Annotated in this window: 27 protein-coding genes; 8 read left to right on the top strand and 19 right to left on the bottom strand. The window is 41.7% G+C overall.

The features are described from left to right. Positions 1 to 169 precede the first annotated feature (169 nt). From BA81_RS06825 to BA81_RS06835, 3 genes are all read left to right on the top strand, one after another. On the top strand, positions 170 to 835 hold the full coding sequence (locus BA81_RS06825; protein ID WP_227001751.1) for a hypothetical protein: 666 nt from the start codon (positions 170 to 172) through the stop codon (positions 833 to 835). Positions 836 to 1,028: 193 nt separating this feature from the next. Next, the gene (gerQ, locus tag BA81_RS06830) at positions 1,029 to 1,559 is read left to right on the top strand and encodes a spore coat protein GerQ (protein ID WP_024426405.1); all 531 of its coding nucleotides are present in this window, start codon (positions 1,029 to 1,031) and stop codon (positions 1,557 to 1,559) included. A 130-nt stretch (positions 1,560 to 1,689) separates the two neighbouring features. Then, positions 1,690 to 2,307, top strand: coding sequence for a cupin domain-containing protein (locus BA81_RS06835; protein WP_034281285.1), 618 nt, complete (start codon positions 1,690 to 1,692; stop codon positions 2,305 to 2,307). A 40-nt stretch (positions 2,308 to 2,347) separates the two neighbouring features. Here BA81_RS06835 and BA81_RS06840 read toward each other — a convergent pair whose 3' ends face one another. The 3 genes from BA81_RS06840 to BA81_RS06850 form a co-directional block, all read right to left on the bottom strand. Next, positions 2,348 to 2,719, bottom strand: coding sequence for a DUF423 domain-containing protein (locus BA81_RS06840; protein WP_025093833.1), 372 nt, complete (start codon positions 2,717 to 2,719; stop codon positions 2,348 to 2,350). Positions 2,720 to 2,789: 70 nt separating this feature from the next. After that, positions 2,790 to 4,097 (bottom strand): purine/pyrimidine permease, encoded by a 1,308-nt coding sequence (locus tag BA81_RS06845; protein WP_034281286.1) that lies wholly within the window; start codon positions 4,095 to 4,097, stop codon positions 2,790 to 2,792. 33 nt (positions 4,098 to 4,130) lie between these two features. After that, complete coding sequence (locus BA81_RS06850; protein ID WP_034281287.1) at positions 4,131 to 4,463, bottom strand: YwdI family protein; 333 nt, start codon at positions 4,461 to 4,463, stop codon at positions 4,131 to 4,133. 170 nt (positions 4,464 to 4,633) lie between these two features. Between BA81_RS06850 and BA81_RS06855 the strand changes: the two genes are divergently transcribed. Next, on the top strand, positions 4,634 to 5,992 hold the full coding sequence (locus BA81_RS06855) for an aldehyde dehydrogenase (RefSeq protein ID WP_034281288.1): 1,359 nt from the start codon (positions 4,634 to 4,636) through the stop codon (positions 5,990 to 5,992). 33 nt (positions 5,993 to 6,025) lie between these two features. On the opposite strand, the gene BA81_RS06860 is transcribed toward BA81_RS06855, so the two are convergent. Continuing rightward, positions 6,026 to 6,706 carry a uracil-DNA glycosylase gene (locus BA81_RS06860; protein ID WP_034281289.1) on the bottom strand — a complete coding sequence of 227 codons (681 nt, stop codon included), beginning with the start codon at positions 6,704 to 6,706 and terminating at the stop codon, positions 6,026 to 6,028. Next, positions 6,703 to 7,530, bottom strand: a complete 828-nt coding sequence (locus BA81_RS06865) for a glycosyltransferase family 2 protein (protein ID WP_024423819.1) — start codon at positions 7,528 to 7,530, stop codon at positions 6,703 to 6,705. Before BA81_RS06865 ends, BA81_RS06860 begins: the two co-directional genes overlap by 4 nt. Positions 7,531 to 7,658: 128 nt before the next feature. Between BA81_RS06865 and BA81_RS06870 the strand changes: the two genes are divergently transcribed. Then, a complete protein-coding gene (locus tag BA81_RS06870) occupies positions 7,659 to 7,973 on the top strand; it encodes a YflT domain-containing protein (RefSeq protein WP_024426410.1) in 315 nt (104 codons plus the stop codon). A 125-nt stretch (positions 7,974 to 8,098) separates the two neighbouring features. Continuing rightward, complete coding sequence (locus BA81_RS06875; protein ID WP_024426411.1) at positions 8,099 to 8,908, top strand: bifunctional hydroxymethylpyrimidine kinase/phosphomethylpyrimidine kinase; 810 nt, start codon at positions 8,099 to 8,101, stop codon at positions 8,906 to 8,908. Between the two features lie 47 nt (positions 8,909 to 8,955). Here BA81_RS06875 and BA81_RS06880 read toward each other — a convergent pair whose 3' ends face one another. From BA81_RS06880 to BA81_RS06925, 10 genes are all read right to left on the bottom strand, one after another. Then, positions 8,956 to 10,029 (bottom strand): chitobiase/beta-hexosaminidase C-terminal domain-containing protein, encoded by a 1,074-nt coding sequence (locus BA81_RS06880; protein WP_034281290.1) that lies wholly within the window; start codon positions 10,027 to 10,029, stop codon positions 8,956 to 8,958. Positions 10,030 to 10,184: 155 nt separating this feature from the next. Further along, positions 10,185 to 10,439, bottom strand: a complete 255-nt coding sequence (locus BA81_RS06885) for a hypothetical protein (protein ID WP_024423823.1) — start codon at positions 10,437 to 10,439, stop codon at positions 10,185 to 10,187. A gap of 361 nt (positions 10,440 to 10,800) precedes the next feature. Then, positions 10,801 to 11,001, bottom strand: coding sequence for a response regulator aspartate phosphatase (locus BA81_RS06890; RefSeq protein ID WP_034281292.1), 201 nt, complete (start codon positions 10,999 to 11,001; stop codon positions 10,801 to 10,803). 142 nt (positions 11,002 to 11,143) lie between these two features. Further along, positions 11,144 to 11,392: a DUF2651 family protein gene (locus BA81_RS06895; RefSeq protein WP_169737549.1), complete on the bottom strand. Its 249-nt coding sequence runs from the start codon at positions 11,390 to 11,392 to the stop codon at positions 11,144 to 11,146. A gap of 45 nt (positions 11,393 to 11,437) precedes the next feature. After that, positions 11,438 to 12,553, bottom strand: coding sequence for a hypothetical protein (locus tag BA81_RS06900; protein WP_034281293.1), 1,116 nt, complete (start codon positions 12,551 to 12,553; stop codon positions 11,438 to 11,440). A gap of 65 nt (positions 12,554 to 12,618) precedes the next feature. After that, positions 12,619 to 13,437 carry a septation ring formation regulator EzrA gene (locus BA81_RS06905; protein ID WP_034281294.1) on the bottom strand — a complete coding sequence of 273 codons (819 nt, stop codon included), beginning with the start codon at positions 13,435 to 13,437 and terminating at the stop codon, positions 12,619 to 12,621. 372 nt (positions 13,438 to 13,809) lie between these two features. After that, positions 13,810 to 15,267, bottom strand: a complete 1,458-nt coding sequence (locus BA81_RS06910) for a glycoside hydrolase family 32 protein (protein WP_034281295.1) — start codon at positions 15,265 to 15,267, stop codon at positions 13,810 to 13,812. A 19-nt stretch (positions 15,268 to 15,286) separates the two neighbouring features. After that, positions 15,287 to 16,675: a sucrose-specific PTS transporter subunit IIBC gene (locus BA81_RS06915; protein WP_034281296.1), complete on the bottom strand. Its 1,389-nt coding sequence runs from the start codon at positions 16,673 to 16,675 to the stop codon at positions 15,287 to 15,289. Positions 16,676 to 16,930: 255 nt separating this feature from the next. Continuing rightward, positions 16,931 to 17,764 carry a PRD domain-containing protein gene (locus BA81_RS06920; RefSeq protein ID WP_034281297.1) on the bottom strand — a complete coding sequence of 278 codons (834 nt, stop codon included), beginning with the start codon at positions 17,762 to 17,764 and terminating at the stop codon, positions 16,931 to 16,933. 52 nt (positions 17,765 to 17,816) lie between these two features. Beyond that, positions 17,817 to 18,095, bottom strand: coding sequence for a hypothetical protein (locus BA81_RS06925; protein WP_034281298.1), 279 nt, complete (start codon positions 18,093 to 18,095; stop codon positions 17,817 to 17,819). A gap of 500 nt (positions 18,096 to 18,595) precedes the next feature. Between BA81_RS06925 and BA81_RS06930 the strand changes: the two genes are divergently transcribed. Then, a complete protein-coding gene (locus BA81_RS06930; RefSeq protein WP_034281299.1) occupies positions 18,596 to 21,022 on the top strand; it encodes a S8 family peptidase in 2,427 nt (808 codons plus the stop codon). Between the two features lie 320 nt (positions 21,023 to 21,342). On the opposite strand, the gene BA81_RS06935 is transcribed toward BA81_RS06930, so the two are convergent. From BA81_RS06935 to BA81_RS06945, 3 genes are all read right to left on the bottom strand, one after another. Continuing rightward, complete coding sequence (locus BA81_RS06935) at positions 21,343 to 22,347, bottom strand: LLM class flavin-dependent oxidoreductase (RefSeq protein ID WP_034281300.1); 1,005 nt, start codon at positions 22,345 to 22,347, stop codon at positions 21,343 to 21,345. Between the two features lie 54 nt (positions 22,348 to 22,401). After that, positions 22,402 to 23,151 (bottom strand): oxygen-insensitive NADPH nitroreductase, encoded by a 750-nt coding sequence (nfsA, locus tag BA81_RS06940; protein ID WP_034281301.1) that lies wholly within the window; start codon positions 23,149 to 23,151, stop codon positions 22,402 to 22,404. A 110-nt stretch (positions 23,152 to 23,261) separates the two neighbouring features. Continuing rightward, complete coding sequence (locus BA81_RS06945) at positions 23,262 to 24,473, bottom strand: FtsW/RodA/SpoVE family cell cycle protein (protein WP_034281302.1); 1,212 nt, start codon at positions 24,471 to 24,473, stop codon at positions 23,262 to 23,264. Between the two features lie 469 nt (positions 24,474 to 24,942). On the opposite strand from BA81_RS06945, the gene BA81_RS06950 reads away from it, so the two are divergent. Beyond that, a complete protein-coding gene (locus BA81_RS06950; protein WP_008345491.1) occupies positions 24,943 to 25,206 on the top strand; it encodes a spore morphogenesis/germination protein YwcE in 264 nt (87 codons plus the stop codon). Positions 25,207 to 25,283: 77 nt separating this feature from the next. Here the strand turns inward: BA81_RS06950 and qoxD are convergent, their stop codons facing one another. Next, on the bottom strand, positions 25,284 to 25,664 hold the full coding sequence (gene qoxD, locus BA81_RS06955) for a cytochrome aa3 quinol oxidase subunit IV (RefSeq protein WP_012011667.1): 381 nt from the start codon (positions 25,662 to 25,664) through the stop codon (positions 25,284 to 25,286). Position 25,665 lies beyond the last annotated feature (1 nt).

Below are 25,665 nucleotides of genomic sequence, written 5' to 3' on the forward strand. Positions count from 1 at the left end.
CTCTTTCAAACTATGTTTATCATATGTGTCTCCTCTTAAAGAGACTGTAGAGTGACCTATTTTTTATAAAATTGTATTTTTTTATTGATCTATCTTTGAAAAATGCGAAATTTTTGGTAATATAAGTAATCATTTGTGTGTATTAAAGGAGTAAAGAACATTGGAAGCTATGAAGAATGATCACTCCCAAGAAGAGGAAGTAAAAGGATTTTTTCGATTTTTTAAAATTTTTGTCGCGACAAAAACGATTATTCGCTCATATCAACATTCCAATATTCCCATTTGGCTGATGATGCTCCTTGCAAGTATCGCCGGTACGGGCTGGATCTACGAAGGGTATTTTAGCGAGTATATGGGCAATCATATTCCATTCCCTTTTATTCTGTTACAAGGAGCGGGATATGGTATTTTGGCAGGTAATATGATTCTATTTTTCGGTGTCCTTCTGATTAAATGGTTAGGCCGTCTCTTTTTCGACTGTCAAACGGCATATCGAGATATACTCAAAGCCTGCACACTGACGGTCTTTTTCCCTTCTGCTTTATTTTCACTTACTTGGATTTTCACTGTTGGGATGCTCGGTCCGTATACGTTTGTTAAAATCTCACCATATTTAGATCAGCATTATGAAGTATGGTATTATCTCGATCTTTTAACTCTTACGGATGTATATGCAAAGACGTGGATATTTGGAATGGCAATTTTAGGCATTGTCGCTGTGATGAAGCTCAAATTATGGCAAGCCTTCATCATTGTGATCACACCGCTCGCCGCGTTTTTTCTCATCACGACACTTTTATTTGATATTCAGCACGCTGTAAACTGGATCATGTAAAAAAGACGAGTACCGATAGAATACGAGGGATTGTTTTCACGCTGAGGAATTGCATAGCAGTTCCTTTTTTTCGTTCAATGTACATATTCTCCCCTCCTGTCTCATAGTGTGAAAGAGAGAAAGAATGCTATGGAAACAACAGGTGCTTTAGCGCCTTCTGTTTAGAACACCATGAGGAAAGAGGAGGAACGTTATGAAATTGAAAAATCAATTTGGGCAAGGTTCGGGTTTCGAAGGTCAAGATTTTCGCCAGCAACAATATGGAGCAAATCCGTATCCTGCGCAGCAGATGGGTTATTCAGTCCCTCCCCAAACGCAGGGTCAAATGCAGCAGGGGTTTTCGCCAATGCCGTCTACCGGCACTTCACAAGGAGGCCAAGGAACGCAGGGCGGCGGTCAGCCATATCAAATTCCTTCTGGACCGGTTTATCAGCAGAATGTCACCGGGCAGCTGCCTATTGAGCAGTCCTATATTGAAAATATTTTACGATTGAACCGCGGCAAGGTAGCCACGATTTATATGACATTTGAGGCGAGCAAGGAATGGAATTCGAAGATTTTTAGAGGCGTCATTGAAGCTGCAGGACGTGACCACATTATCATTAGTGATAATAAGACAGGAACACGATACTTACTATTAACGATCTATCTTGATTACATTACGTTTGATGGGGAAATTCAATACGACTATCCATACTCCATGTCTACGTATTCTCCGAGATAACGTCAAGCATGGCAAAAGCAAGGCTCAGGTGCCCTTGCTTTTTTTCTTTTGTCTAGGTTTTTGTCACACCTCTAGGGCGCTGCTCATAAGATGCCTAGTAGTTTTTATCAAAAGCCTAGAGGTGACATCAATGACTGTTGAGCTGGATTATACATCACCAAATGTCAAATTTTCATACGATCTGAATCAAAGCCCCCTTGTGAAATTCGATCAGCATAACCTGATTAATGTGTTAGGAAAAAAACAATTAAACTCGTTGGATCAAGTGTCCCTGCTGGATATATATTTGAGTAAAAGCAAAGTCGTAGAGCCTCATTATCATCAAAATGCCGCAGAGCTTGTTTATTGTATAGCCGGTTCTGCTGCCGTATCGATGCTGAATCCATTTACAAAAAAACTGCACACCTACACCATCACACCTGGACAGGTGGCAAACGTGCCTCAAGGCTGGTGGCACTATGAAGTCGCTCTCCAAGACAGAACTCATTTGTTAGCCATTTTTAACGCATCTACACCTGAAGTGATCCTAGGCTCAGACCTTCTCACCCTCACCCCTTCTCACATCATGGCCCATACTTATTGCATGAACGAAACACAGTGGAAGCAGGCGATAAAGCCTGTGAAACCAAGTGTGTTTATCGGACCATTTTGCCACCGGGAGGATGAGTCTCAAACGCATCCTGTCCCTCCATCTCACTACGTCCCATATTATCAAGCACCGCCCAACTATACCCCTTACTGGAGTTAAGAAAAAACCGATGCCCCTATGAGAGCATCGGTTTATTGGCTTATAAATTTTTTGCTGCTGCAATGACAAGCATGATCCAAGAGGCGATAAATGCTACTCCGCCAATAGGAGTAATGGCTCCTAAAATCTTCACCTGCGTCAATGCCAGCACATAAAGGCTTCCTGAGAAGAAAAGGATGCCTGCAAGCATCACCCAGCCAGCGGCAGGAACCAAGGAGACACCTGACAGCTTATCTGCAAGAAAAGCGACAACAAATAAGCCAATGGCATGGAACATTTGATATTGAACACCTTTATTCCATATTTCTATATATTTTTCAGGGATTTTCCCTTCTAGACCGTGCGCACCGAAGGCTCCAAGTCCAACAGCAAGCATGGCGTTAATAGCACCTAAAATGAAAAATAGTTTCATTCGTCATTCTCCTTATCTCGTCAATTATATTTATCATAGCGCGGGTGAAGGGCGACATTCAACTTTCCCTTTACGTTGACACGAGATTGTCGGATTTCTTTTTCTTTCGTAACAAGACTTGGTCGACCACGATCGCAATGAGTGTGCCTAGAACAAGACCGTTGCTTAATAATGAAATGAGCACAGGATGCATCCCTTTCAAGGCCCCCTGAGGCACAAACATCGCCCCTACGCCTGCTAAAACAGCAATCCCAAGAACAAAGCGAATCCGCGGGACTTCTTCTTTCTCATACTGATCAAACTCCGACATCGCAATCCCAATCATAGAAGAGAAGACCACAAAGTTTACAGCAAGCCCCACAGGTGATGGCAATGCAGAGAAAAAGCTCATGAGCAGGGGAAACAAACTAATGAGAACAACAAGCAGACTTCCTATGAAAAAAGGCTTTCTCGAAGGAATTTTGGTTGTCTGGATAAATCCTGCTGCCCCCGAAATAGGTACAGGCGCAATCGCCCCGATCAGCCCGCTTAATAAATGACCAAATGCTGCGACAAAACCAGCAGGACGTGCTCTTTTCCGCTCACGCAGTTCACCAAATGCCTTCACTGAACTTTCCACAATTCGAATACTTGCCAGCATGTTCACAATGAGTAAAATCGTTATAAAAAAGGACGTGACAAGCAATCCGCTGTCAAAGACCGGCATACCGAATGGAAACAGCTTCGGAAACTCGATGATTTGTTCTGGAATTCGAACCGGCTTCGCCAATCCGAGTAGAGCGAATAACAGCCATCCGCCTGCAAGTGCGAATAACACAGAAAACTGCCTCAAGTAATGCCATTTGGAGCGGCTGATCATGAAGGTGAGGATAATAATCAAGATCGATAAGCAAAAGACAAGCCCGTCCACCTGATTTCCCCGATAGCCGATGCCCATCAGCCCTTTCATGATTGGCTGACTTAGCTGCACAACAAGCAGCAGCAGGTAAATGCCTGTGACGACTGGCGTAAATAAAGACGCGAGCCAATTGATGATTTTAAATAAACTAAAAATAAAAAAGAAAACAGCACTAAAAATTAAAGCCCCTTGTAATGCTTGCAGGGTTTCAGGATACGTCGCAAAGATTGTACCTGTCATGCCGGCATAAAGGGTATACACACCCCACCAAAGCCCTGCTGGACTTTCATTGATCGGCAGCATATGGCCGCATAAACACTGCACCATCGCCACAAGACCAAGTGAAAAGAAAGTACTTTGAATCAGCTCCGCCGATTGCACTTGGTTCAATTCAAATGCTTGTGCAATCGCAATTGGTACGGCGATAGAAGCTGCGATAAAAAATGCCATCCACTGAATGGCGCCCAAAAATAGTTTCAAACCGATCACCTTCCCTTTGTCGTGACAAGACCATTAAAAATCAAAAATAGAGTCGCCGTTCCCGTCCTTCTCTTTTTGACCCTCATCATTTTGCTGAAATTTCTTCGCACCACTTGTGCCCATGAGTTTCTCAAGCATGGCTTGATCTGTAGTCACAGATGGCGCTGATGGTGTATGTATCGATGGAGGTGGTGAGATGGCCGGCGACTGCGGCATTTGCACCTTTGATGGTGCGTCGAGAATGACATCACATAGTGAAGAAATGGCCGCTACTTGACGTTTCACCTCTTCATCATTTCCACTTTGCTTTGCTTTTTGAACCGCTTCCTCCATTTTTTGAAGCAGGCTTGATATATGAATATTCAAGGGTAGACCCTCCAATCTAAAAAAATCTCTTTTCAACATTATTTTACCAAATGAACAAACCAAATGGGTTCATTTTTTCAAAGCAGTGCGCTCACGACTCTCTTATTTGACCCGTCATCTTCATTCACACATAATAAAAGAAACAAAATCGTCTATGAAGGGATTGAATAATGGACAAGCTTACTGCTCTATTTCAGAAACAAAAAGTCTTTCAGAAGCCGGCGGTTCAAGAACGCATCCGCATTCTTCAAGATTTAAAAGCAGCAATCAAACAGCATGAAAAGGATATATTACAGGCCTTAGCCCATGATTTACATAAATCCGAACAGGAAGCCTATACAACAGAGATTGGGATGGTGTATGAAGAAATCAATCATACCATCAATCACCTTCACAAATGGGCGAAGCCAACTCGCGTGAAAACACCGCTGACTCATATCGGATCAAAAAGCATGATTATCAAGGAACCTTATGGAACTGTGCTCATCATTGCTCCTTGGAACTATCCTTTCCAATTGGCCCTTTCTCCATTAGTCGGTGCGATTTCTGCGGGAAATGCCGTGATTTTAAAGCCGTCTGAGCTGACGCCGGCAGTCTCACAAGTGATCAGCACTATCATCAAACGTGTATTTCAAGAAGACCATGCGGCTGTCGTAGAGGGCGGTGTTGAAGTCAGTACAGAACTGCTGAAACTGCCCTTTGATTATATCTTCTTTACTGGAAGTGTGGCAGTTGGCAAAGTCGTCATGGAAGCCGCCGCAAAGCATTTGACCCCTGTCACACTTGAGCTTGGCGGAAAAAGTCCCAGCATCGTCATGCCTGATGCCGACATCAAGCTGGCAGCGAAGCGGATCACCTTTGGAAAGTTCACCAATGCAGGGCAAACCTGCATTGCACCAGACTATTTGCTCGTTCATGAATCCATCAAAGAGGAACTTTTGCGAGAAATGACAGCCTGTATCCGTGACTTTTATGGTGAACATCCCGAAACGCATCCGCACTTTGGAAAAAATGTCAGCCAGCGTCACTTTGACAGGCTTACACAATTTCTCTCAAATGGATCGATCGTCACAGGTGGACAGCGCAATGAACAGGAGCTCAAAATCGCTCCGACCATTTTAGACAACATCACATGGGAAGATCCTGTCATGCAGGAGGAAATTTTCGGACCGATTCTGCCTGTCATGACCTTTGATTCTCTGCATGAGGCAGTTCATATGATCAAAGCAAGACCGAAGCCGCTTGCGCTTTACTTATTTACAACAAATAAAGAAACAGAATCCTATATTCTAAACAACCTCTCATTTGGCGGAGGATGTATCAATGACACGCTTATGCATGTCGCTACCCCTTACCTGCCATTCGGAGGCGTCGGCGAAAGCGGCATGGGGCGATATCACGGGAAGGAAAGCTTCTTTACTTTTACGCATGAAAAAAGCGTCCTGCGGCAAACCAATCGCTTCGATTTTTCCTTCCGTTATCCAAATGCGAAAAATGGACTCGACTTGGTCCGCAAATTTTTAAAATAAACAGGACGAAGGGGCTCTCCCCTCGTCCTATTTTCATTCAATATCCTTGATACACCAATTGATTTCTTCAATCCCCATTTGCTTTAAATACGCGTTTACCTTTGAAAACGGCCGGCTGCCAAAAAAGCCGTTTCTTGCAGAAAAAGGACTTGGATGAGGTGACTCAATGATGAAATGCTTGTTTTGATCAATGCGTTCTTTCTTGTTTTGAGCATGTCTTCCCCATAACACAAAAACGACAGGCTGCTCACGCTGATTCAGCACATCAATCACGCGGTCTGTCACTCGTTCCCAGCCCTTGCCTTTATGAGAATTCGCCTCGCCCCTTCTCACAGTCAGCACAGTGTTTAAGAGCAGCACACCCTGCTCTGCCCAGCTGACAAGTGAACCGTGGTTTGGAACAGGACAGCCAAGATCATCCTGTAGCTCCTGAAAAATATTTCTCAAAGATGGCGGATGTTTGACGCCCGGCTGAACAGAAAAGCTTAATCCATGTGCCTGCCCTGGGCCATGATAAGGGTCTTGTCCTAAAATCACCACTTTGACCTTTTCATATGACGTCAAATGAAGAGCACGATACACGTCATCTGGTTTTGGAAAAACGGTCTGCGTGCGATATTCTTCCTTCATCCATTCACGTAATTCCTGATAATACGGCTGTTCAAATTCACTTTTCATCACAGCCCACCAGCTATCATTTAAAAATGGCTTCATTGTGGTTTTCCTCCTTCTACTTGCTGCGCTAGTCTGGAGATCATCGGTTTTCCATCCCACACAATCTCACTCTCTGATTCTCTTTTTTTCATCGCTGGTTCTTCTAATAATATCGCAAAGTTCGCTGTCGGCAGATCGCCCAGTTCATGCTTTTCACTTAAATCATCTAAGTAGTTTTTCCTTGTTTCACCCAGATCACTAGACTGATTTCCACCGCCGTCAAAAAACGCATAGATCACGCTCGCCGCTGGCACTCGTTTGACTCGGGCATGCTGTGATACACGCAAAAAGAAGTCCCAGTCCCAATAATGATGCATCGCTGGATCAAAATAGCCAATCTCATCGTGTATACAGCGTTTGTACATACTGCCCGAAGGAACATATGTAGAAAAGACACGCATATCCTCAATATCCGCTGTATAAGCAAACAAACGCCTCGACAGCGGGAAACGGGTCGCGCCTTTTTCTTCAAATGATACAATTTCTGCATCAGAAAAGACAAAATCGGCATCTTCCAGCGCCTTGCTCATGCGTTCGATATGACAAGGTGTGAAGTAATCATCGTCGTCACTCAGCATGATGACGTCTCCTGTCAGCTCCCGCACCCCCACATTTCTGGCATTTACATGCTGGACATTCTCATCTAAATGAATCAAGCGGATCGGAAGCTCAGGGTAAAGTTCCTGAATGATGTCGACTCGCTCTCCTGCATCATTGACGACAACAATTTCAAAAGGCTGTACGGTTTGTCTTGTAATGGATTCAAGCAGCTCACACAGTGCGCTGAGCCGGTTATGTGTCACAATTAATAAGGAAATCTTCATATGCAGCTTACTCCTTTAATAGATTCGTCTTTTTCCATTAAAACATAAATTGACTTTCTTCTCATGATATAAAAGGCGGTTTGATTTGATGGGAAAATGGGAATTTTTGATGAAAAGGAGTGATCATGATGGAATATATCACGGTGGAAAATAGTAAAGAAGCAAAACAGACCATTGACCACATTCATTCATCGGGTTCATCAAAAGACGCTGTTTTTGTTTTTGCGTACGACCCAGAACGCTCTGATACCGTAACGGAGTATACAGATGCCAAAAGCATGACTGCGGTCGATCAAGGGATTTTGGATCAAGTCGCCAATGTCATTCGTACCCGGGATGATGAACTGATGGCCAAAATGATGTCAACTGGGGCCGATCAAGAGTTAGCCTTAACCCTTTTAGATGAACTGAAAAAAGGGAAATTGGTGATTTGTAAAAGGTAAGAAAGGGAGGCGTTCCGATGAGAGGAACGCTTTTTTATGCCGTTTCATTGTGATAAATGGAAAAGCTGATTATAATAAGGGATAGAACAGTAACTGTTACACATCACATTGGAGGTTCAGCAACTATGTCTATGAATAAAGCACTCACCATCGCTGGTTCGGATTCAAGCGGCGGTGCAGGTATCCAAGCAGATTTAAAAACGTTTCAAGAAAAAAACGTCTACGGGATGACAGCTTTAACCGTTGTCGTTGCAATGGACCCTCATAATCATTGGGATCATCAGGTGTTTCCAATTGATACGGCGACAATTCGCGCGCAGCTCTCTACCATTGTAGAAGGTATTGGTGTAGATGCGCTGAAAACGGGTATGCTTCCAACCGTCGACGTGATTGAGCTTGCAGCTGACACCATCAAAACATATGACCTAAAAAATGTCGTCATTGATCCTGTCATGGTTTGTAAGGGGGCGAACGAAGTCCTTTACCCAGAGCACGCGGAAGCATTGCGTGAAAAGCTCACGCCACTGGCAACCGTTATCACACCTAATCTTTTCGAAGCAGGTCAATTAAGCGGAATCGGCGAGATCAAAACGATCGAACAAATGGAAGAAGCAGCAAAACGCATTCACGAACTTGGTGCAAAGTATGTGGTAATCACTGGAGGCGGTAAGCTCAGCGAAGACAAAGCCATCGATTTGCTTTATGATGGACAAACCTTCGAACGCCTTGAAACAGATAAAATCGACACAGAATACACACACGGCGCAGGCTGCACATTCTCAGCAGCAGTCACAGCTGAACTAGCGAATGGATCAGACGTGAAAGAAGCCATTTATGCAGCAAAAGAATTCATCACGGCTGCCATTAAAGGCTCTTTCCAGCTAAACGAATACATCGGACCAACAAAGCATTCTGCTCATCGTTTTGACAAATAAAACAGAAAAAACCGATTCGCCTTGTTAGAAGGTGAATCGGTTTTTGTTTATCGAAAGCTTCGTCTCTGCGCAAACAGCCAATCTGTTAAGCCTGGCGTCTCATAAGCAGGCGTCCATGATGCATGGTCATATCCATACTTGCTTGCATACTCCGTATAAAGCGGCTGGCCGCCAGCTTTTTGAATAGCTTGAATTGTATTTCTTGCATAGCTGATAGGGATAATGGAATCATCCTCTGCATGAAATGCCCATATTGGCTTGCTCGCTAAAATTCCCGCCTTGCTCGGATCTGCACCCCCCGCAATAGGAATCATCGCTGCAAACAAACGAGGATATGTGATGTTCAACTGGTACGTGCCAAATCCACCTTGTGATAAACCCGTCGCATAAATTCTTTTCTGGTCAATCTGATAAGAAGTTAACACATGCTGAAGGACATCATAAGCTTTGTGTAAATCTGGTGAAAATTGAAACACATTCGTCAGATCAATTTCATTTTGCACATTTCTTGTTAATGCAAAGCCTCCATCGACAGCATTTCGCGCCTGAGGTGCAAGTACATACGAAGGATGTTTCTTTTGAACTTCAGGAGAAGCCCATAAAACTGCACCATCATTCGCAAGTAACTGCTTTTGATTGTCTGTTCCCCTCTCCCCGCCTCCATGTAAGAAGAGGACTAAAGGATAGGCTTTACCCCTCTTATGATTTTTCGGAATGTACAACCGATAAGGCATTCCTTGATATTCAAAAGATAAAAAGGATGATGCGATATCCTCTCGTGTGACAAAACGATAATTGTACGTAGATGTAGCAAGTCGATACCTATTTTTGTAAGCGCTTACTTTTAAAGTCGTATCAGTTTCGATATGAATGGGCTTTTTGTATAACTGACTATGAGTTGTCGGCTGGCTGCCATCTGTTGTGTAATAAAGAGAAGCTTTTTGAACGTGAGAATGCAGAGCTACCTCTTGTGAACGATAATATTGACCAGACGGGACTGAAGCAGTTGACGCAGCAGACGACGTATGATTTCGGGCAGAAGAAACGGAAGGAAAAAGAAAACTCATAGAAAACAGGACAATAATAAAGGTGATCAGGCATTTCTTGGTTGTATAGTTCATATCGTTCCTCCTGTACATGCTCAGATGAAATTTTTATTTATTATTGATCATGACAATATAAATGTCAACGCTTTCATTTAAATTTCTGATTAATCTTATTGAATTAAAAAAGCGTACCCGCTTCCGAGTACACTCTTTTATCCATACATGAATGCCTATTTTTGCTGATCGGACTCTTTCGCCATTTTTCGAATAAAGGCTTCAATGGATTCAACAAATAAAGCATATTCTTTCATTTGTTTATACGTATCTGACAGCTTCTCTTTCACTTCTTCCTGCTCTAAAGAAGGTTCACCGAGAATAGATTGAACTTGAATGAGCAATTCTTTATATTCTTCACGTTTATCTTCAACATGATCTGCCATTGTCTCCAAGCGTTTTCTAGTCGTCGGCTGCTGTTTTGAATTCAAGTAAACAACCCCTTTTTTTGTCCTACCGCATTTGGATAAACGTCAGCCTCAGCTGTATATATTTTAAAATGATACCATAATTCCACCTGTTATCATATATGTAAAACGTCATCAAACCGCTTTAGGCCAACCTTGTATATACACGCTATAGGCTTTAAGTTACAGGCTGATCTCACTAGAAAAAAGCAGATCATTGATCTGCTCAGATTGTAAAGAAAGCCATGTTTTTCTACAATTTTTTGCGTAAGTATGATGAAGTGCTTTAATGAAAAAAAGCCTCCCATACACCGAACATTTTTTCACAAGCAACATTTATTTTTTGCAAAAATGAACGACAGTTCCGATTGAGTTTATCCTCTTTCTATTCCTGAACCATCATTTTGTACCTGGGATCAATCAAGCTAAAGTATATTAAGACATTTTGGTCTTCTTCCATATTTTTGCGGGCTATTACAATCTCTTTTCTTTTACTTTCTGCATTTAGTATGTCCTGTTTCTTTATAAAGCCGTTCCAATCACCGATCATCTTAGCAACAAGTGGGCTTGCCACTTTCTCTGCCAAACAGACCTCCCCCTATCACTTTCCCTTTATTTTCATTATTACAGGTTGTATAGTGAATTTTTAGAAAATATGTAAAGAATAATTAATATAAATGTTAAAATAAATAAAGCTCATGTTCGTGAACACAAGCTTTGACTGGTTACTATGCTCTTTTATAGCGATAATACACGTCTCGAATAATTTTTGTAATTACAGTGGTACACATGCATAAAAAAGTCACAATCCCTACCCAATACATATTTGACATGTCAAAACCAGTATAGGAAAATATGAAAATGGTTGATGTGATAAATGTGATCATTAGAACCACATAAACCTTCTTAAAAATTAAATAGCCAATAACCCCCCAAGCTAAATACAACAACGGCAATGTGAATAACACAAGACCCATGGGTTGAAGATAATGTAAGTTAATATACCCCACTCTCCTATACAGCTATCTTATAACTTCCATGCTTGTCATTTCCCAATCTTTATCAGATTTTAGTGATATCTCTTTAGATTCCTTGCTTTCAATATTATATTCAATAATTCTACCAATAACTCCATTCTTATCTCTCTCAAACATTCTTACCAATGCATAAATCTTGTCGTCTAAAATCTTAACCTCTTCTAAACGTTCGTCATCTGATTTAAAATTAAGTGGAATTTTTTCAGAAGATATCTCTTTGAGGTCTCTGTTGAATATCTTAACTTCTCCTTCATAGGAGACTATCGTGACTTTATCATCATCTACGTTGGTCTTGTAGATAGTGAATCCTTTATCCATTACTATTTCTCTTTTCTTATCGAGAGTTTTTTTGTCGAGTACCACCAACATAGACTCCTGTTTACTGTCAACGCCATCGTTTAAGGCAAGTATTAACTCTTCGTTGTTTAATGACTTCAAAGACTCATTATTGTCAGGGAAGAATACTGAGTCTACGTCTAACTTTTTTCGTTTTTCTTTATGGGTTTTAGGATTTATTGAAGACACTGTTACACTTTCATCATTACTGAGAATGGCATAGATTTTTTTGTCTTCAAATATAGCTGTTGTTAATTCTCCTTCTAATTCAACTTGATTTTTATCGTTGTCATCTTCATTCCAGTATACTAATTCTCCTACTAAGCCATCCTCTGTAAAACCAACGTTAATGTCGTGTAAAACATACCCATTAGAGTAGTTAATAAAGAATGCACCCTCGTCATCTGTAGATTTTGAAAGTGATTTTGTATTCAAAGGCTCTACCTTGCCAGTCTTCTTATTTAAAGACACATGGTAATTAGACCTATTAGATGAAAAGTAGATATTATGATTGCTTTGAGTAGAAGAAGTAAATCCTACGCAGTCTTTCATTGTCATACTCGACAATTTCTTTCCTTTATCGTTGTAGTTGACCATCTCGCATCCTCTGTCCATTGCCTGCGAATATATGATAGCAAATTTACTATCTTTCATATGGCTCAATTCTCCCTTAGGAGAGTCCCCTGCAACCTCCTCTTTTTTTGAACATGCTGAACAAACAAGTGCTATGGCGCAAGCTAATAAAAGTAACTTAAAGTATTTCATTCAATCATCTCCCTTCAATTTTAAACAAGCAAAGCAATCGGGGAAATCCCCGACTGCTTATTAACTTACTTTTTATGATAAAAGACCTTCGTGTTGTTAGAGTTAACTAATTCCATTGGCGATACAACCGAATCAATTTTTATATTGTCAATGTCGTGTCCTTGATTCTTCCATGCTCTCCAAGCCAATTGAGAACAATAGAATTTTTTTGTAGTTTTCTTGTCAAAGAAGTTCAAATTGTATGGCTTCTTTTGATCGGCTTGCTTTTCAGCATATTTAGCAGTATTTACATATTTGGTATTATTAGACTTCTTCACCCATAGCCCATAAACCTTCTTCTTTCTAGAACCCCAATTATTATTATATCTTCTGACTCCATGTTGTTTAATAGGACTCCAATTTTTATGCCAAGCCTCTACAGTCTTAGCTTTTTTCCTCGAAACAATTGCAGCGTGTCCGAATCCAATTGCAGAACTGCCTGAATTCAAATCATAGCTAACCAACACATCGCCTTTAGTTCCTAGGCTCTTGCTCTTGGCATTTACGCCCATCTTTTCTTTTTCTTCATTGTACTTAGGTAGATATTCGTCAATCACACCATCTTTGATATATTGTTCGATATCTTTCTGCGACTCTTCGAATATAACTTCTGCTTTTGCTTCCGTAGATACAGAATCATATTCCTTTTTGCTCATCTCTTGAAGTTCTTTAATCTGTTCAGAGGTCATTCCCTCTGCCTTCATTTCTTCTATTTCTTCTTTGACTCTTTCATCGTTCATAGAAGGAAATACATCTTTCGCTTGCGCATTTCCCTCCAATCCAAATCCAGTGAATAATACAGATGCTGACAACAAGGATGTGACAATAACATTACATTTTTTCATATTATTACCTCCAATTCCTTTTTTAGAGTTGTCCACATTTACCACACTAATAGTTAATATGGATCATGTAAACATAAATATAATTTTAAGGAAATTTTAATAACTGATAAATTGACATGTTAAATTTGAGTGAATTTTTAAATTAAAAGAGAGACTATTCTTAATAGTCTCTCTTTCATACAGGTGCATTTTCTTAGGTACATTTTCTTGTTATTGTCTACTCGATCCAACATCTTGATGACTCTCTCGTAATGACAACCTGTTTCCTCTAATTCTTCTCTTAAACTACAATGACTAGGAGTGGCTTCTTTTTGTCTTTAGAATTAACCAAGGCGTAGAAGACGTAGATGTTTTCTCTACTTGTTTAGCAGATCAAAGACCTGCTTCTCTTTGTAAATGCCAAGTCTTCAGTTTCAGCTTTGTTTCATTTCTGCCACTGATGGAGATCGATTTATTTCCCGGGGAAGGAAAGTAACGTGCAGTAAAAACTTCTCGGCCTCCGTTTACAAAAATCTCAATTGACGATGAATCGATAAAGATATGAAGGTCGTGTAATTCCTCTATGACTGCTTCACGAACTTCCTTTGATCGATCTTCAAATCGATCCCGCTCTAATGTCAGCTTTCCTTCCTCTTTATCATAGATGATGCGTGCTGCTGCACGGATACAGCATTCAAACCCTTTTTGTGTGTCAATTTGATCAATGAATACCTCTGCGCTCGTAATATCCTCTACAGGGATGGAATGAACAGAACGTTTAATATGAAAAACATGCTCTTGTTCATTGGTCCGCATGGATTGAAGTTCACTTACTGGTTTTTGAATCAGATGTCCGTCCTCATCTAAACGGAGCTCTCTCGGGATCGTGAGGCAGTGTATCCATTGATAAGAAATGGTCGGATGATGTTCTTCTCCTTGATCAGGCACCCCCATCCACCCGATTAAAAGTCGTCTGCCTGATTCGTCTAGAAAGGTTTGCTGCGCATAGAAGTCAAAGCCGCGGTCCAGCTCCTCAAACGCTCCGTGTGTATATTGATAGGAATGATCATCCAATGTGCCAACAAAATAGCCTGATTGATGTGTGTTGTGATATTTTAAGCCATTCGGCTCTAGCCCTTGCGGTGACACAATCAATACATCCCGGCCGTCTAATTCAAACAGGTCTGGACATTCCCACATATAGCCGAAATTGTCTAAACCATTCTTTCCGCTGCCTGCAATCGTGCCTTGAAACGTCCAATTATCTAACGTATCAGAGGTAAATAAGACAAGGTGTCCCTTCAGGTCTAAGCTTTGTGCACCAAGGACCATGTACCACTGGCCATTTCGCTTCCATACCTTTGGATCTCGAAAATGAGCAGTGAACCCTTCCGGCAGTGTTGCCACGACACCTTTTTTCTGAAAGTGAATACCATCTTCCGAAACAGCTAAACATTGATACGTCTCACGGTTCCCTTGTTCATCCCGAACGTTTCCAGTGTACATCACATGCATCTGTCCATCGTCTATAAATGCACTGCCAGAATAACAGCCGTTTTGATCAAACCAATCACTTGGGGCAAGAGCGGCTTCTTCGTGCTGCCAATTGACTAGATCTGTCGATGTGTAATGCCCCCAGAATTTTGCACCATGCCCCGTTTTGAATGGCTGCCACTGATAAAAGACGTGGTAAATTCCTTTCCACTGAATCAGCCCATTCGGATCATTTAAAAGACCGACTGGCGGCATCAAATGAAAATGCTGCCGGTACACATCCTTTTTGACCAAATGCTCATAGTTTCGAATACGGTCTGCTATCTTTTGACGAAGTGCTGCGTCAGTAGTTGTCATGACTGTGACCACTCCTTGATTATTTTTCGACTTCTTTTATTTTAAAAATGATAGTGAGAATAAATGAAACAGCAACAGCGATTAACATACCAATCACATAATTGACCACATTCTGAACACCGAATGGTGCTGCAATCGCAATCATCGGAATGCCTGTTAAACCATAAGCATTGGCTGCTACCTTCGTGAAAACTACAAATGCCCCGCCCAATGCTCCTCCAATCATCGCCGCAATAAATGGTTGACGATAGCGGAGGTTTACACCGAATATAACAGGCTCAGTAATTCCTAAAAAAGCAGAGAAGGCAGCAGGAAGGGCAATTTCTTTTGTTTTTGCACGCTTGGCTAAGAAAAAAACAGCCAATCCTGCCCCGCCTTGCGCGACATTGGACATTGCCCAGATTGGCAGCAAATAGTTACGCCCAATATCATTCAGCAACCCTGCCTCAATCGCATGGAAGCTATGGTGAACCCCTGTGAGCACAATTAAAGAGTAAGCACCGCCGAAAATGAGTCCTGCTAAGAACCCTGCATGGTCATAAATAAATGTCAGTGCATTCGAAATGCCTGTACCAAGCATTCTTCCAAGCGGTCCAACTGCAATAAATGTCACAAATCCAGTGACAATCACCGTCACAAATGGGGTCACAAGTAAATCAATACTGTTCGGAACGACTTTTCTTAAATTCTTCTCAACAAGGCACATGATATATACGGTCAATAACACTGGAATAACCGTCCCTTGGTAACCAAGAAGAGCAATATCAATATTGAATAAATGCATATATTCAGGTTTTGCTTCCGTCAATCCCCACGGATTAAGCAGATTCGGGTGAATCATAATTCCCCCTATGACAGCCCCTAAATACGGATTTCCGCCAAACTCTTTCGCTGCACTGACCCCAATTAAAATCGGCAAAATGATAAAGGCTGCACTTGAGAACATATCAAGCATTTGGAAGATCGCAGAGCTTGGATCAGCCCATTTGAAGGCTTTCATCATACCTAAGAGACCCATTAACAAACCGCTTGCCACAATTGCTGGAATGATTGGTACAAAAATATTCGATAACGTCTTTGCAAAACGCGCAAGTGGATTCATTTTTTGTTTCACTGCTTCATCATGGCTGACAGGCTTTTGTTTCTCGTCGCCAGTCTCAAGACCAGTCTCACGAGCAAATGGTTCATATACTTTGTTGACAGATCCCGTTCCAAAAATGACTTGAAATTGTCCTGAACTTGAGAAAGCCCCTTTTACACCTTCAAGTTCTTCAATGGCCTCTTTGTCAATCAAATCCTCATTTTTCACCACCAATCTGAGTCTTGTTGCACAATGCGTAGCACTGATGACATTTTCTTTTCCGCCTAACAGTTTTGTTAATTCTTTGGCTGTTTTTTGATAATCCATGAAGTTTCCTCCTTTTTTAAAGCAAAAAAGACCTAAAATTCACCAACGAGTAAAGGACATACACGTCCCCTCGTTACGCAAATTTTAGGTCTTGCCTGCCTGACAGTCACAATCCCGCGGTATCAAATTTTGATTACGCTTTCATCATAGTATAAGACTGTGACATGCGTCAACCTCTTTTTTCAAATCCAATGACCCATGTACACTAATAAGAGTAGTGTGCATAAAAAAAAGCCTGCATGCAGGCACATCATTTTAAACCAATTCGGCTTCCTGCAGACGCTGGACATGCAGCGTGATGTAGCCGATCTCCGATTCAGGGAGATGAAGTCCATATTCATCTTTTAACAAATCAGCAAGTCCAAGTGCACAACGGTACGCTGTATCATACTTTGTTTGGATAAAAATCAGCATGTCTTCGTCCATGATTTGAAATGCCTCATTTGATTCCAACCTGCCTAATGCATACCTCAAATGTGTCACAAGCCGCTGATAGGAAATACTATCCTCATCAATTGAATGCTGAAAATATCTTTCAATATGCTCGATCATTTCTTTGATCATCGTTGTATATTTCACGGTCTTTTTCATGGACTCCGTATTCATTTTGGCCGTATGAATATGAAGTGCCACATATCCTGCCTCATCGTCCGGCAGTTCAACCCCAAGCCGCTCCTTTACATAACGAATGGCATACTTTCCAATCTCATATTCCTGCTTATATAAGACTTTGATCTCACCAAGCAATTTATTATATAACACAATGCCTTTTTGAAGGCGTTCAATGGCGAAGGACAAATGATCAGTCAGTGATATGTGAATGTGATCACTGAGCGGCATCATGAGTTTACCCTCTGCATAACTGATGATATGCTCTGCCACCTCAATATGCGCTTCTGGCAATGTGGCAAGAATTTGTTTGAATTTCTCATTTTCTTCACGCACAACAAAGATTTTCTCTATTTTTTGAAGAGGAACGACGTCATTTTTCCCCTTCTGAAAAGCAATTCCGGGTCCCATCACAATTTTCTCCTGATCGCCCTCCTTCACAATCACTGCGTTGTTATTCAATATTTTATATATCTTCAAGGGGTATCCTCTCCCAGCAGATAACATTTCTTATGTGGGATTTTACCCTGTTTCACTTTTTCTGTAAAGGTAAGAGCGGACCAGCACGCGCCTCTCGCATCGTCTTCTCTTCAAGCATCATCAGACTTTGAGTAAACCGCTTCTCTATCCTGCGTTTCTTCTTATGTTCTTCTGCCAGTTTCTCCAGCTCTCTCTCTTTCACTACTTCAAAGAATCCAGCATCCGCCGCGGCCGCCTGAAACCCTTGCTGTTTCATCATCACACCAGGGTTCACAAGCACATTCATCATAAAACCAAACCATACGCTCAACCAGCTTTTTAATTTCTTCACTGAACATCCCTCCGCTTTTCTTAGAATCTAGCAGCTCTAGCAAAACAACTGCTCCTATCATATCCCGAGAAAAAAGAGAGGTTTGTCACAATCTGGGTGAAAAAACCAACTAGTTTTCAGAAGTTTTGTTGAAAAGTGCAGAAGATCATCATGTGCCTGGATGTTTCAATGAAAATTTTATGCACACGCTATCCCAAAGATAAGCACACCTTATCAACAGGGTTTATCCACATATCAACACCCTCTTACTAGATTTTGTGTATGTAAATTTTTTATTTTCCATATATGTATCTGAATAATTGAGTTATCAACAGACATTTGTGAATAAGTGCGACTTTATAAACAAAATAGTTCTTTGTAACTATGTAAAATAAGACCATTTTAGTAAAGGAATTGTTTTCAACGTATTGAATACTTAATAACGGGCAGTGAATCTTTCCTATTTATCCACAAAAAGAAAGGCTATCTCCCTAAAAACACAGCTAGAAAGGGGAAAATAAATGAAAAAGGTAATATCTCGTTCTTCTGTTCTATTGTTCTCCACTATTTTTATTTTATCCACATTCTTTACCGGTCAACAGGCTGCTGCTGCTCCATCTAACAAAAAGATGGAACTAGAAAAAGCAGAAATCTTCGGTGAAATCAATGTCAACTCGAAAAAACAAACCACTGTCATTGTTGAATTAAAGGAAAAATCCTTAGTTGAAGCCAAGCAAGAAGGCGAATCACAAACAAAGGCCTCCCTCAAAAAATCTCGAACAAAAGTAAAGAACGCAGCACTTAAAGAGGTAGATAAAGCGAGTGTTCGTCAAGAATATGAAAAAGTTTTCTCTGGTTTCTCTATGAAACTTCCTGCAAACGAAATCCCGAAGCTGCTCGCAGTGGATGGAGTAAAAGCCGTTTATCCGGATGTTACATATAAAACCGATGAAGTGAAAAAGGAAAGCATCCAGCTTCCAAACGAAGATGTCTCCCCGCTTATGGATAAAAGCGCTCCATTTATCGGTGCACCAAAAGCATGGGATGCCGGCTATTCTGGAAAAGGGGTCAAAGTCGCAGTCATTGATACTGGAGTAGACTATACCCACCCTGATTTAAAAGGAAACTTCGGTTTATACAAAGGCTATGATTTTGTTGATAATGATTATTCTCCGCAAGAGACACCTAAAGGAGATCCTAGAGGCGAATCCACAGATCACGGCACACACGTTGCAGGAACGATTGCGGCAAATGGACAAATTAAAGGGGTCGCAAAGGATGCCACGCTTCTTGCATACCGTGTACTTGGACCAGGTGGATCTGGAACAACTGAGAACGTTCTTGCAGGCATCGACCGGGCTGTTACTGACGGAGCAGATGTCATGAACCTCTCTCTTGGAAACAGTGTCAATAACCCTGATTATGCAACGAGCATTGCACTTGATTGGGCCATGTCTGAAGGCGTTGTCGCTGTGACTTCGAATGGAAACAGCGGTCCTAACAACTGGACTGTCGGTTCTCCCGGCACGTCAAGAGAGGCCATTTCTGTTGGAGCAACTCAGCTTCCGTACAGCCTTTACAATGTGAAATTCCCAAATTATTCTACTGCAAAAGTCATGGGATACTACCAAGAGAGTGATTTAAAAGCGCTTGACCAAAAACAAGTCACACTCGTCCAAGCAGGAATCGGTGACGAAAAGGCATTTGAAGACATCGATGTGAAAGGAAAGGTGGCTGTGATTGAACGGGGTGCCATTGCTTTTGTGGATAAAGTCGACAATGCAAAAGCCGCTGGTGCAATCGGCGTTGTGATGTATAACAATACCGATGGAGAAATCCCAGTCGATGTACCAGGTCTCGCACTTCCTACGATTAAGCTGTCAAAAGCTGAAGGAACAGCGCTTATTAAAGCCATTGAGGCTGGAAACGATACAACGGCTTTCTCCATTCAATTTGTCAAGGAACTTAGTGAGCAAGTCGCTGACTTCTCATCCCGCGGACCGGTTGTGGATACGTGGATGATTAAGCCTGATCTGTCAGCACCTGGCGTCAGCATTGTGAGTACGATCCCAACGCATGATCCTTCTCAGCCTTACGGATATGGGTCTAAGCAAGGAACAAGTATGGCATCTCCTCATGTGGCAGGAGTTGCAGCGATCATCAAACAAGCAAAACTATCGTACTCAACTGAACAAATCAAAGCATTGCTGATGAATACAGCAGAAAAACTGTTTGACGCAAATGGCAGCCCATTCCCTCATAACACACAAGGAACAGGCAGCGTTCGAATCATGGAATCACTTCAGGCGTCTTCTATCGTTTCTGATGCGAGCTATTCTTACGGCACTTTCTTAAAGGAAAAAGGCGTTCAAATCAAAACGAAAAAATTTAAGGTAGAAAACCTTTCAAAAGCACCGAAAACGTATACCATTGATTACAAATTCAATGGCAGCGGCATTAGTACAAACGGAACGAAAAAAATCACCGTCAAAGGGAATTCCACTGGATCCTTTACTTCCGCAGTACAGGTGAATTACGGAAAAACCAAAAAAGGGACGTACCAAGGCAGCATAACCCTTCGCGAAAATGGCAGAAAGATCACAGAAATCCCTACTTTATTGATTGTGAAAGAGCCTGATTATCCGCGCGTCACTTCTGTTTCCGTAGAGCCGGACAATCGTGCTGGAAGCTATGTCATTAGCAGCTACCTGCCTGGCGGTGCTGAGAACCTTGCATTCCTTGTCTACTCGACCGATGGAGAGTATTTAGGTGAAGCTGGTGTTTATCAACATGTTGATAAAGGAGAACACCGCGTAAAATGGAATGGCACAATCAATCAAGGCCAGAAGCTTGAAGCTGGTGAGTATACAATGCTTGCGTATGCAAGCTTGAAAGGAAAATCAGATACCGTACAAACGAAGGAAGCTTTCGAAATTTACCCTGAATAAATGTGAATCACAAGAAAAGCCTTGTATGAGCGGATAAGCTCATCAAGGCTTTTCGAACATATATGGAGGAAAGAGAAACTCATGTTGATATTGCTATGGATCGTTTCTTTTTTTACTGCTTTTTTTCTGACGATCACCTTGGTTTATTTTCTAACCTTTTTACACACGAAGCAGCCTCGTCCTTTTCATCAAGCATGCGAGCTGTCTGTTTATACTTCCTGTATCTACCCGCTCAGCCTGCTCGTGTCAGCCGCCTTCTTCCTCACCATGATACTCCTTTTCCCCTTGTACTGGCTCCGCAGGCGATAAATATACATACGTTATGCATCAAAGGCTTCTTTTAATAAACGATACGATGTGAGCCGGTCTTGCATGTGATGTGTGATGGTCACAGCGATCAATTCATCTGTCCGATAAGCCTTCGCGAGTGCGGTCAGCTGCTCTTTCACAGATGCTGGCGTTCCAACGACCATCCTTTGACGATTAGCAGCCACTCGTTTTTGTTCATATGGACTGTAGGAATACGACTGTGCCTCTTCATATGAAGGAAAGCCTTCAAGATTCAGCCCTTGTTCATTGGCAAGTAAAGATAAATCTAAGCTGACAGCCAGTTTTTCTGCCTGCTCCTCTGTTTCGGCACATAAAACAAAGACTGCCAGACTGACACGCGGCTTTTCACCGAATACTGAAGGTTCAAATCGGTTGATATATTGCTCCACAGAGTCTTCTCCGCCTTCACCATTAATAAAAAGCGCAAACGTGTAGCCTGCACCTGCTTTCGCCGCAAGCCTTGCACTCCCTCCAGAAGAACCAAGCATCCATACTTCTGGCGCGGTCTCTACCTTCGGAGAAGCAGTCAAATGAGGCAGCGGGTAAAATTCATCCGCTAGATCATGTAAATAGACCTTCAATTCCTCTACCTGCTCAGGATACTGGTCGCCTAGACGCTTTCGCTCACCATGATGAAGGGCAATGGAAGAAATGGGCATACCACCAGGGGCACGTCCAATCCCAAGATCGATTCTGCCGGGAGCCAGCGCTTCGAGAACCCTGAAGTTCTCTGCTACTTTATAGGCACTGTAGTGGGGAAGCATGACGCCGCCAGAGCCAATGCGGATGTGCGACGTAACAGCTGATAAATGCCCGAGGAGCACCTCTGGACTCGATCCTGCAAGCCGGTTTGAAAAATGGTGCTCTGATACCCAAAAACGGTGATAGCCCCACTTTTCCGCCTGCTTCGCCAGTTCAACCGTCTGCTTCAGTGCTTCAGCAGGTGTTGCGTCTCCAATCAAAGGAGATTGATCCAGTATACTTAATTTCATCATGCTGCACCTCTTACAGAAATCCCCCTCTCTTAAATGGAAAGGGGGATGTCTTATTTATTTTCGATTAAAGCCCTTCTCTTTCACAAATTCTCCAAGGAAGGCACGCTTTGGCTGACTAAAGCCTCTCAGCATCTGCTCAGACCAAGTATCTTTTCTATCGCCATTTGTTCGTTCTTCATAATATGCCGAAATACGATCGTCGTATTCTTTTAAATAACGATCCACATGCGCTTCATCTTGCTGATATGAATTTTCATGATAGATGAGTTCAACAGGCAGCCGTTCCTTTTGTGACGACTGATTAGCTGGATGGCCAACAGCCAGACCGAATAACGGCAGCACATAAGATGGCGTTTCAAGCACTTCAGAGACTTCTCTCAGCTGATTACGCAGTCCGCCAATATAGCAGATCCCAAGTCCCATTGATTCTGCAGCAACACTGACATTTTGTGCAGCCAATGCCGCATCGATGACGCTAATGAGAAAGGCTTCCGTGTTCTCAAACGCCTCCTGATGATTCTTCCCTGCTCTTTTTGCAATATGATCATGGCGTTTCAAGTCTGCACAGAAGACAAAGAAATGCCCATTCTTCTCAACGTAAGGCTGATTCCCAGCCAGTTCAGCAAGCTTGGCCTTCTTCTCCTGATCTGTCACCCCAATAATACTATACGCCTGTACATAGCTTGATGTCGAAGCAGCCTGTGCACTTTTAATCAGTGTCAGCACCTCTTCTTCTGACAAACGTTCGTCTGTAAACGAACGGATGGATCGATGATTTAATATGGTTTCTATCGTTTTGTTCAATTCGAAGACCTCCTTCACTTCTTCTATCATAAGGCAAAGACATAGGGCTTTTCAAAAATGAAAACTCGCATAAAAAAAGACAGCCTATACTTAGACTGCCCTTACCCGTTTTATTTAAATAAATAACTTTGATATTTCGTTAATTGAACGCTTGCGTTATAGGCGATCCCGAATCCAATGAGAACGGACAAGACAGAGCTTCCTCCAAAGCTGATAAATAAGAGTGGAATCCCTGTTACAGGCATCACGCCTATGTTCATGCCAATGTTCTGGAACGTATGGATTACAATCAATGCTGTATATCCTACGCAGAAGAATGACGCAAATCGGCTATAAGGATGGATACGGTCAATCAGTACAACAAGCCGGTAAATCAAGAAGAAGAACATGATCACAACAAACGCACAGCCGATAAAGCCAAAGGCTTCACCTATAATGGAGAAAATCATATCCGTTTGTGCTTCAGGAACGTAGACCTTTAAGTTTTTAATGCCATTCCCAAAAATCTGCCCTGCACCAATGGCCATAATCGCCTGCTCTACTTGATATTTATCAGATCCAGATGCATCCTGCGTCTGTGCTTGGTTGGCTGACGTAGAGCTATCAGGCAGCCAAGCTGTAATCCGGTTAATTTGGTACTGCTGAATGCCGATTGTTTTCGCAAAATCAGGGAATAAGATAATCACAGCTAAAACAGAAGCAACTAAAAGCACAACCACTGAACCGATGAGAGAGATCAGTTTCCAATTGATCCCTGATAAAAACACCATCACCACAACAATAAACATACAAACAGCCGCAGTCCCTGCATCCTGCAAGAAGATCAGTCCAACTGGTACAGCTGCCACCCCGGCAATTTTTAATAGAAGGAAAATATCATCCTCTAATGTCCGCTTTCCTCTAGGTGTAGACTTTCCAATGACAGATGCGAGCATCATAATCAAACCAATTTTCATGAACTCTGAAGGCTGAAATGTCCCTATTCCAGGTAACACAAACCAGCTTTTTGCACCATTTTTGATTGGAGCAAAATCATGACCTCCGATTTGTGCAGGAGCAACCTTCAGAAAAAGTAAGAGCAGTATTCCGCCTATAAAAATATAGAGACTTAGCTTCTCTAATTGCTCCAAATCAAAGTAATTTATGGCAACAATACATATAACTCCGACCATGTAGTAAATAATCTGTCTGGTCCATGCATTAGATCCGTACTGCCCAAATTGACCCGCAGCATAAATCGCAATGACACTGATGGCAAAGAAGGCTAAAAATATAAAAATCAAATCTCCTTGATAGTAAGGAGATGTATTCTGCTTGTTCATGAACTAACCACCCTTATTACAAAACATAAAAGCCCTTATTTATATTAGATTGAAATTTTCACAAAATCAACTCACCCTAAATATGACGGAAGATACATCCGAAAGGTTCCATTCAATTTTCAAAAAATGAAATACTTTTCATCCTAACAATAGGAAAAAATCCCTCTATACACTTTTCATTCAATCGATCTCAAGTCCTTTAAAAAGTTTATTTTACAGATTTTAAGGGGAAAATTCAATGACCTATGTGGCGATATGACAAGTAAACATCAGATGAGATAAGCTGCACTGAGGAATAAAACCATTTTGTATGGAATAAGGCCCATTTTCCAATTATTACGTTTACTTCAAAGTCAATTGTGGTATAATACTTGTAACAAAATGTTCACAATATCTCCTAAAAACAGACACAATTGCATCCTGACCTCTCATTTGATTTGAACATCAACTTACAAAGGAGTTGGATACGATGGATATGTTCTTTGCGTACCTATGTATTGCAACGGCTACACCCCTGTTTTTATGGCTGGAAAACAGAAAGATTGCATTAGCATCTATTCCACCCATTATGATTATGTGGATTTTCTTCGGTCTTTACATGACAAGCAGTTTATCTCCAGCAGGACATACCTTCATGATCGCATTCTTTGCCATTAACGTGATTTTGGCTCACATTGCAGCGTTCCTCATCTACGGACTTCCATTCATTCGCAAAAGATTCAGCAGCAGATAGATATCGCCCAACTATTGGAAGCGTTATCACTATCATGATAAAAACCACTCACCTTCAAGAGATGAGTGGTTTTTTTATTATTTCTCTGAATGCTCAGACTGCTTTGGTGCAGACGGTGAATAACCGTCTTTACTGTTCTCTCCGTGGCTGTAGTGAGCCGCAAAGATCCAAACAGATCCGATGACGAAGATAATCGCACAGAACAGACCAAACAAAGTATTTCCGACTTGAACAGTTCCGTTCTCGCTCTCTGTCATGTGCATAAACATGAACAGCTGCAAGAATGCTTGAATGAACGCAAAACCAAAGATAATCCATAGTTTTGCGGAACTGCCAATTTCAGCTCCAATCGCAATCCAGAATGCTAAGACTGTCAGCACAATGGATAGGATAAAGCCAACTACGTGTTTCCAAGGGAAGTGTTCGTGCTCTGCTGAGGAATGTGTTTTTCCAGCCATA

It is taken from the genome of Bacillus safensis FO-36b (assembly GCF_000691165.1).
In the GTDB taxonomy this organism is placed as follows: domain Bacteria; phylum Bacillota; class Bacilli; order Bacillales; family Bacillaceae; genus Bacillus; species Bacillus safensis.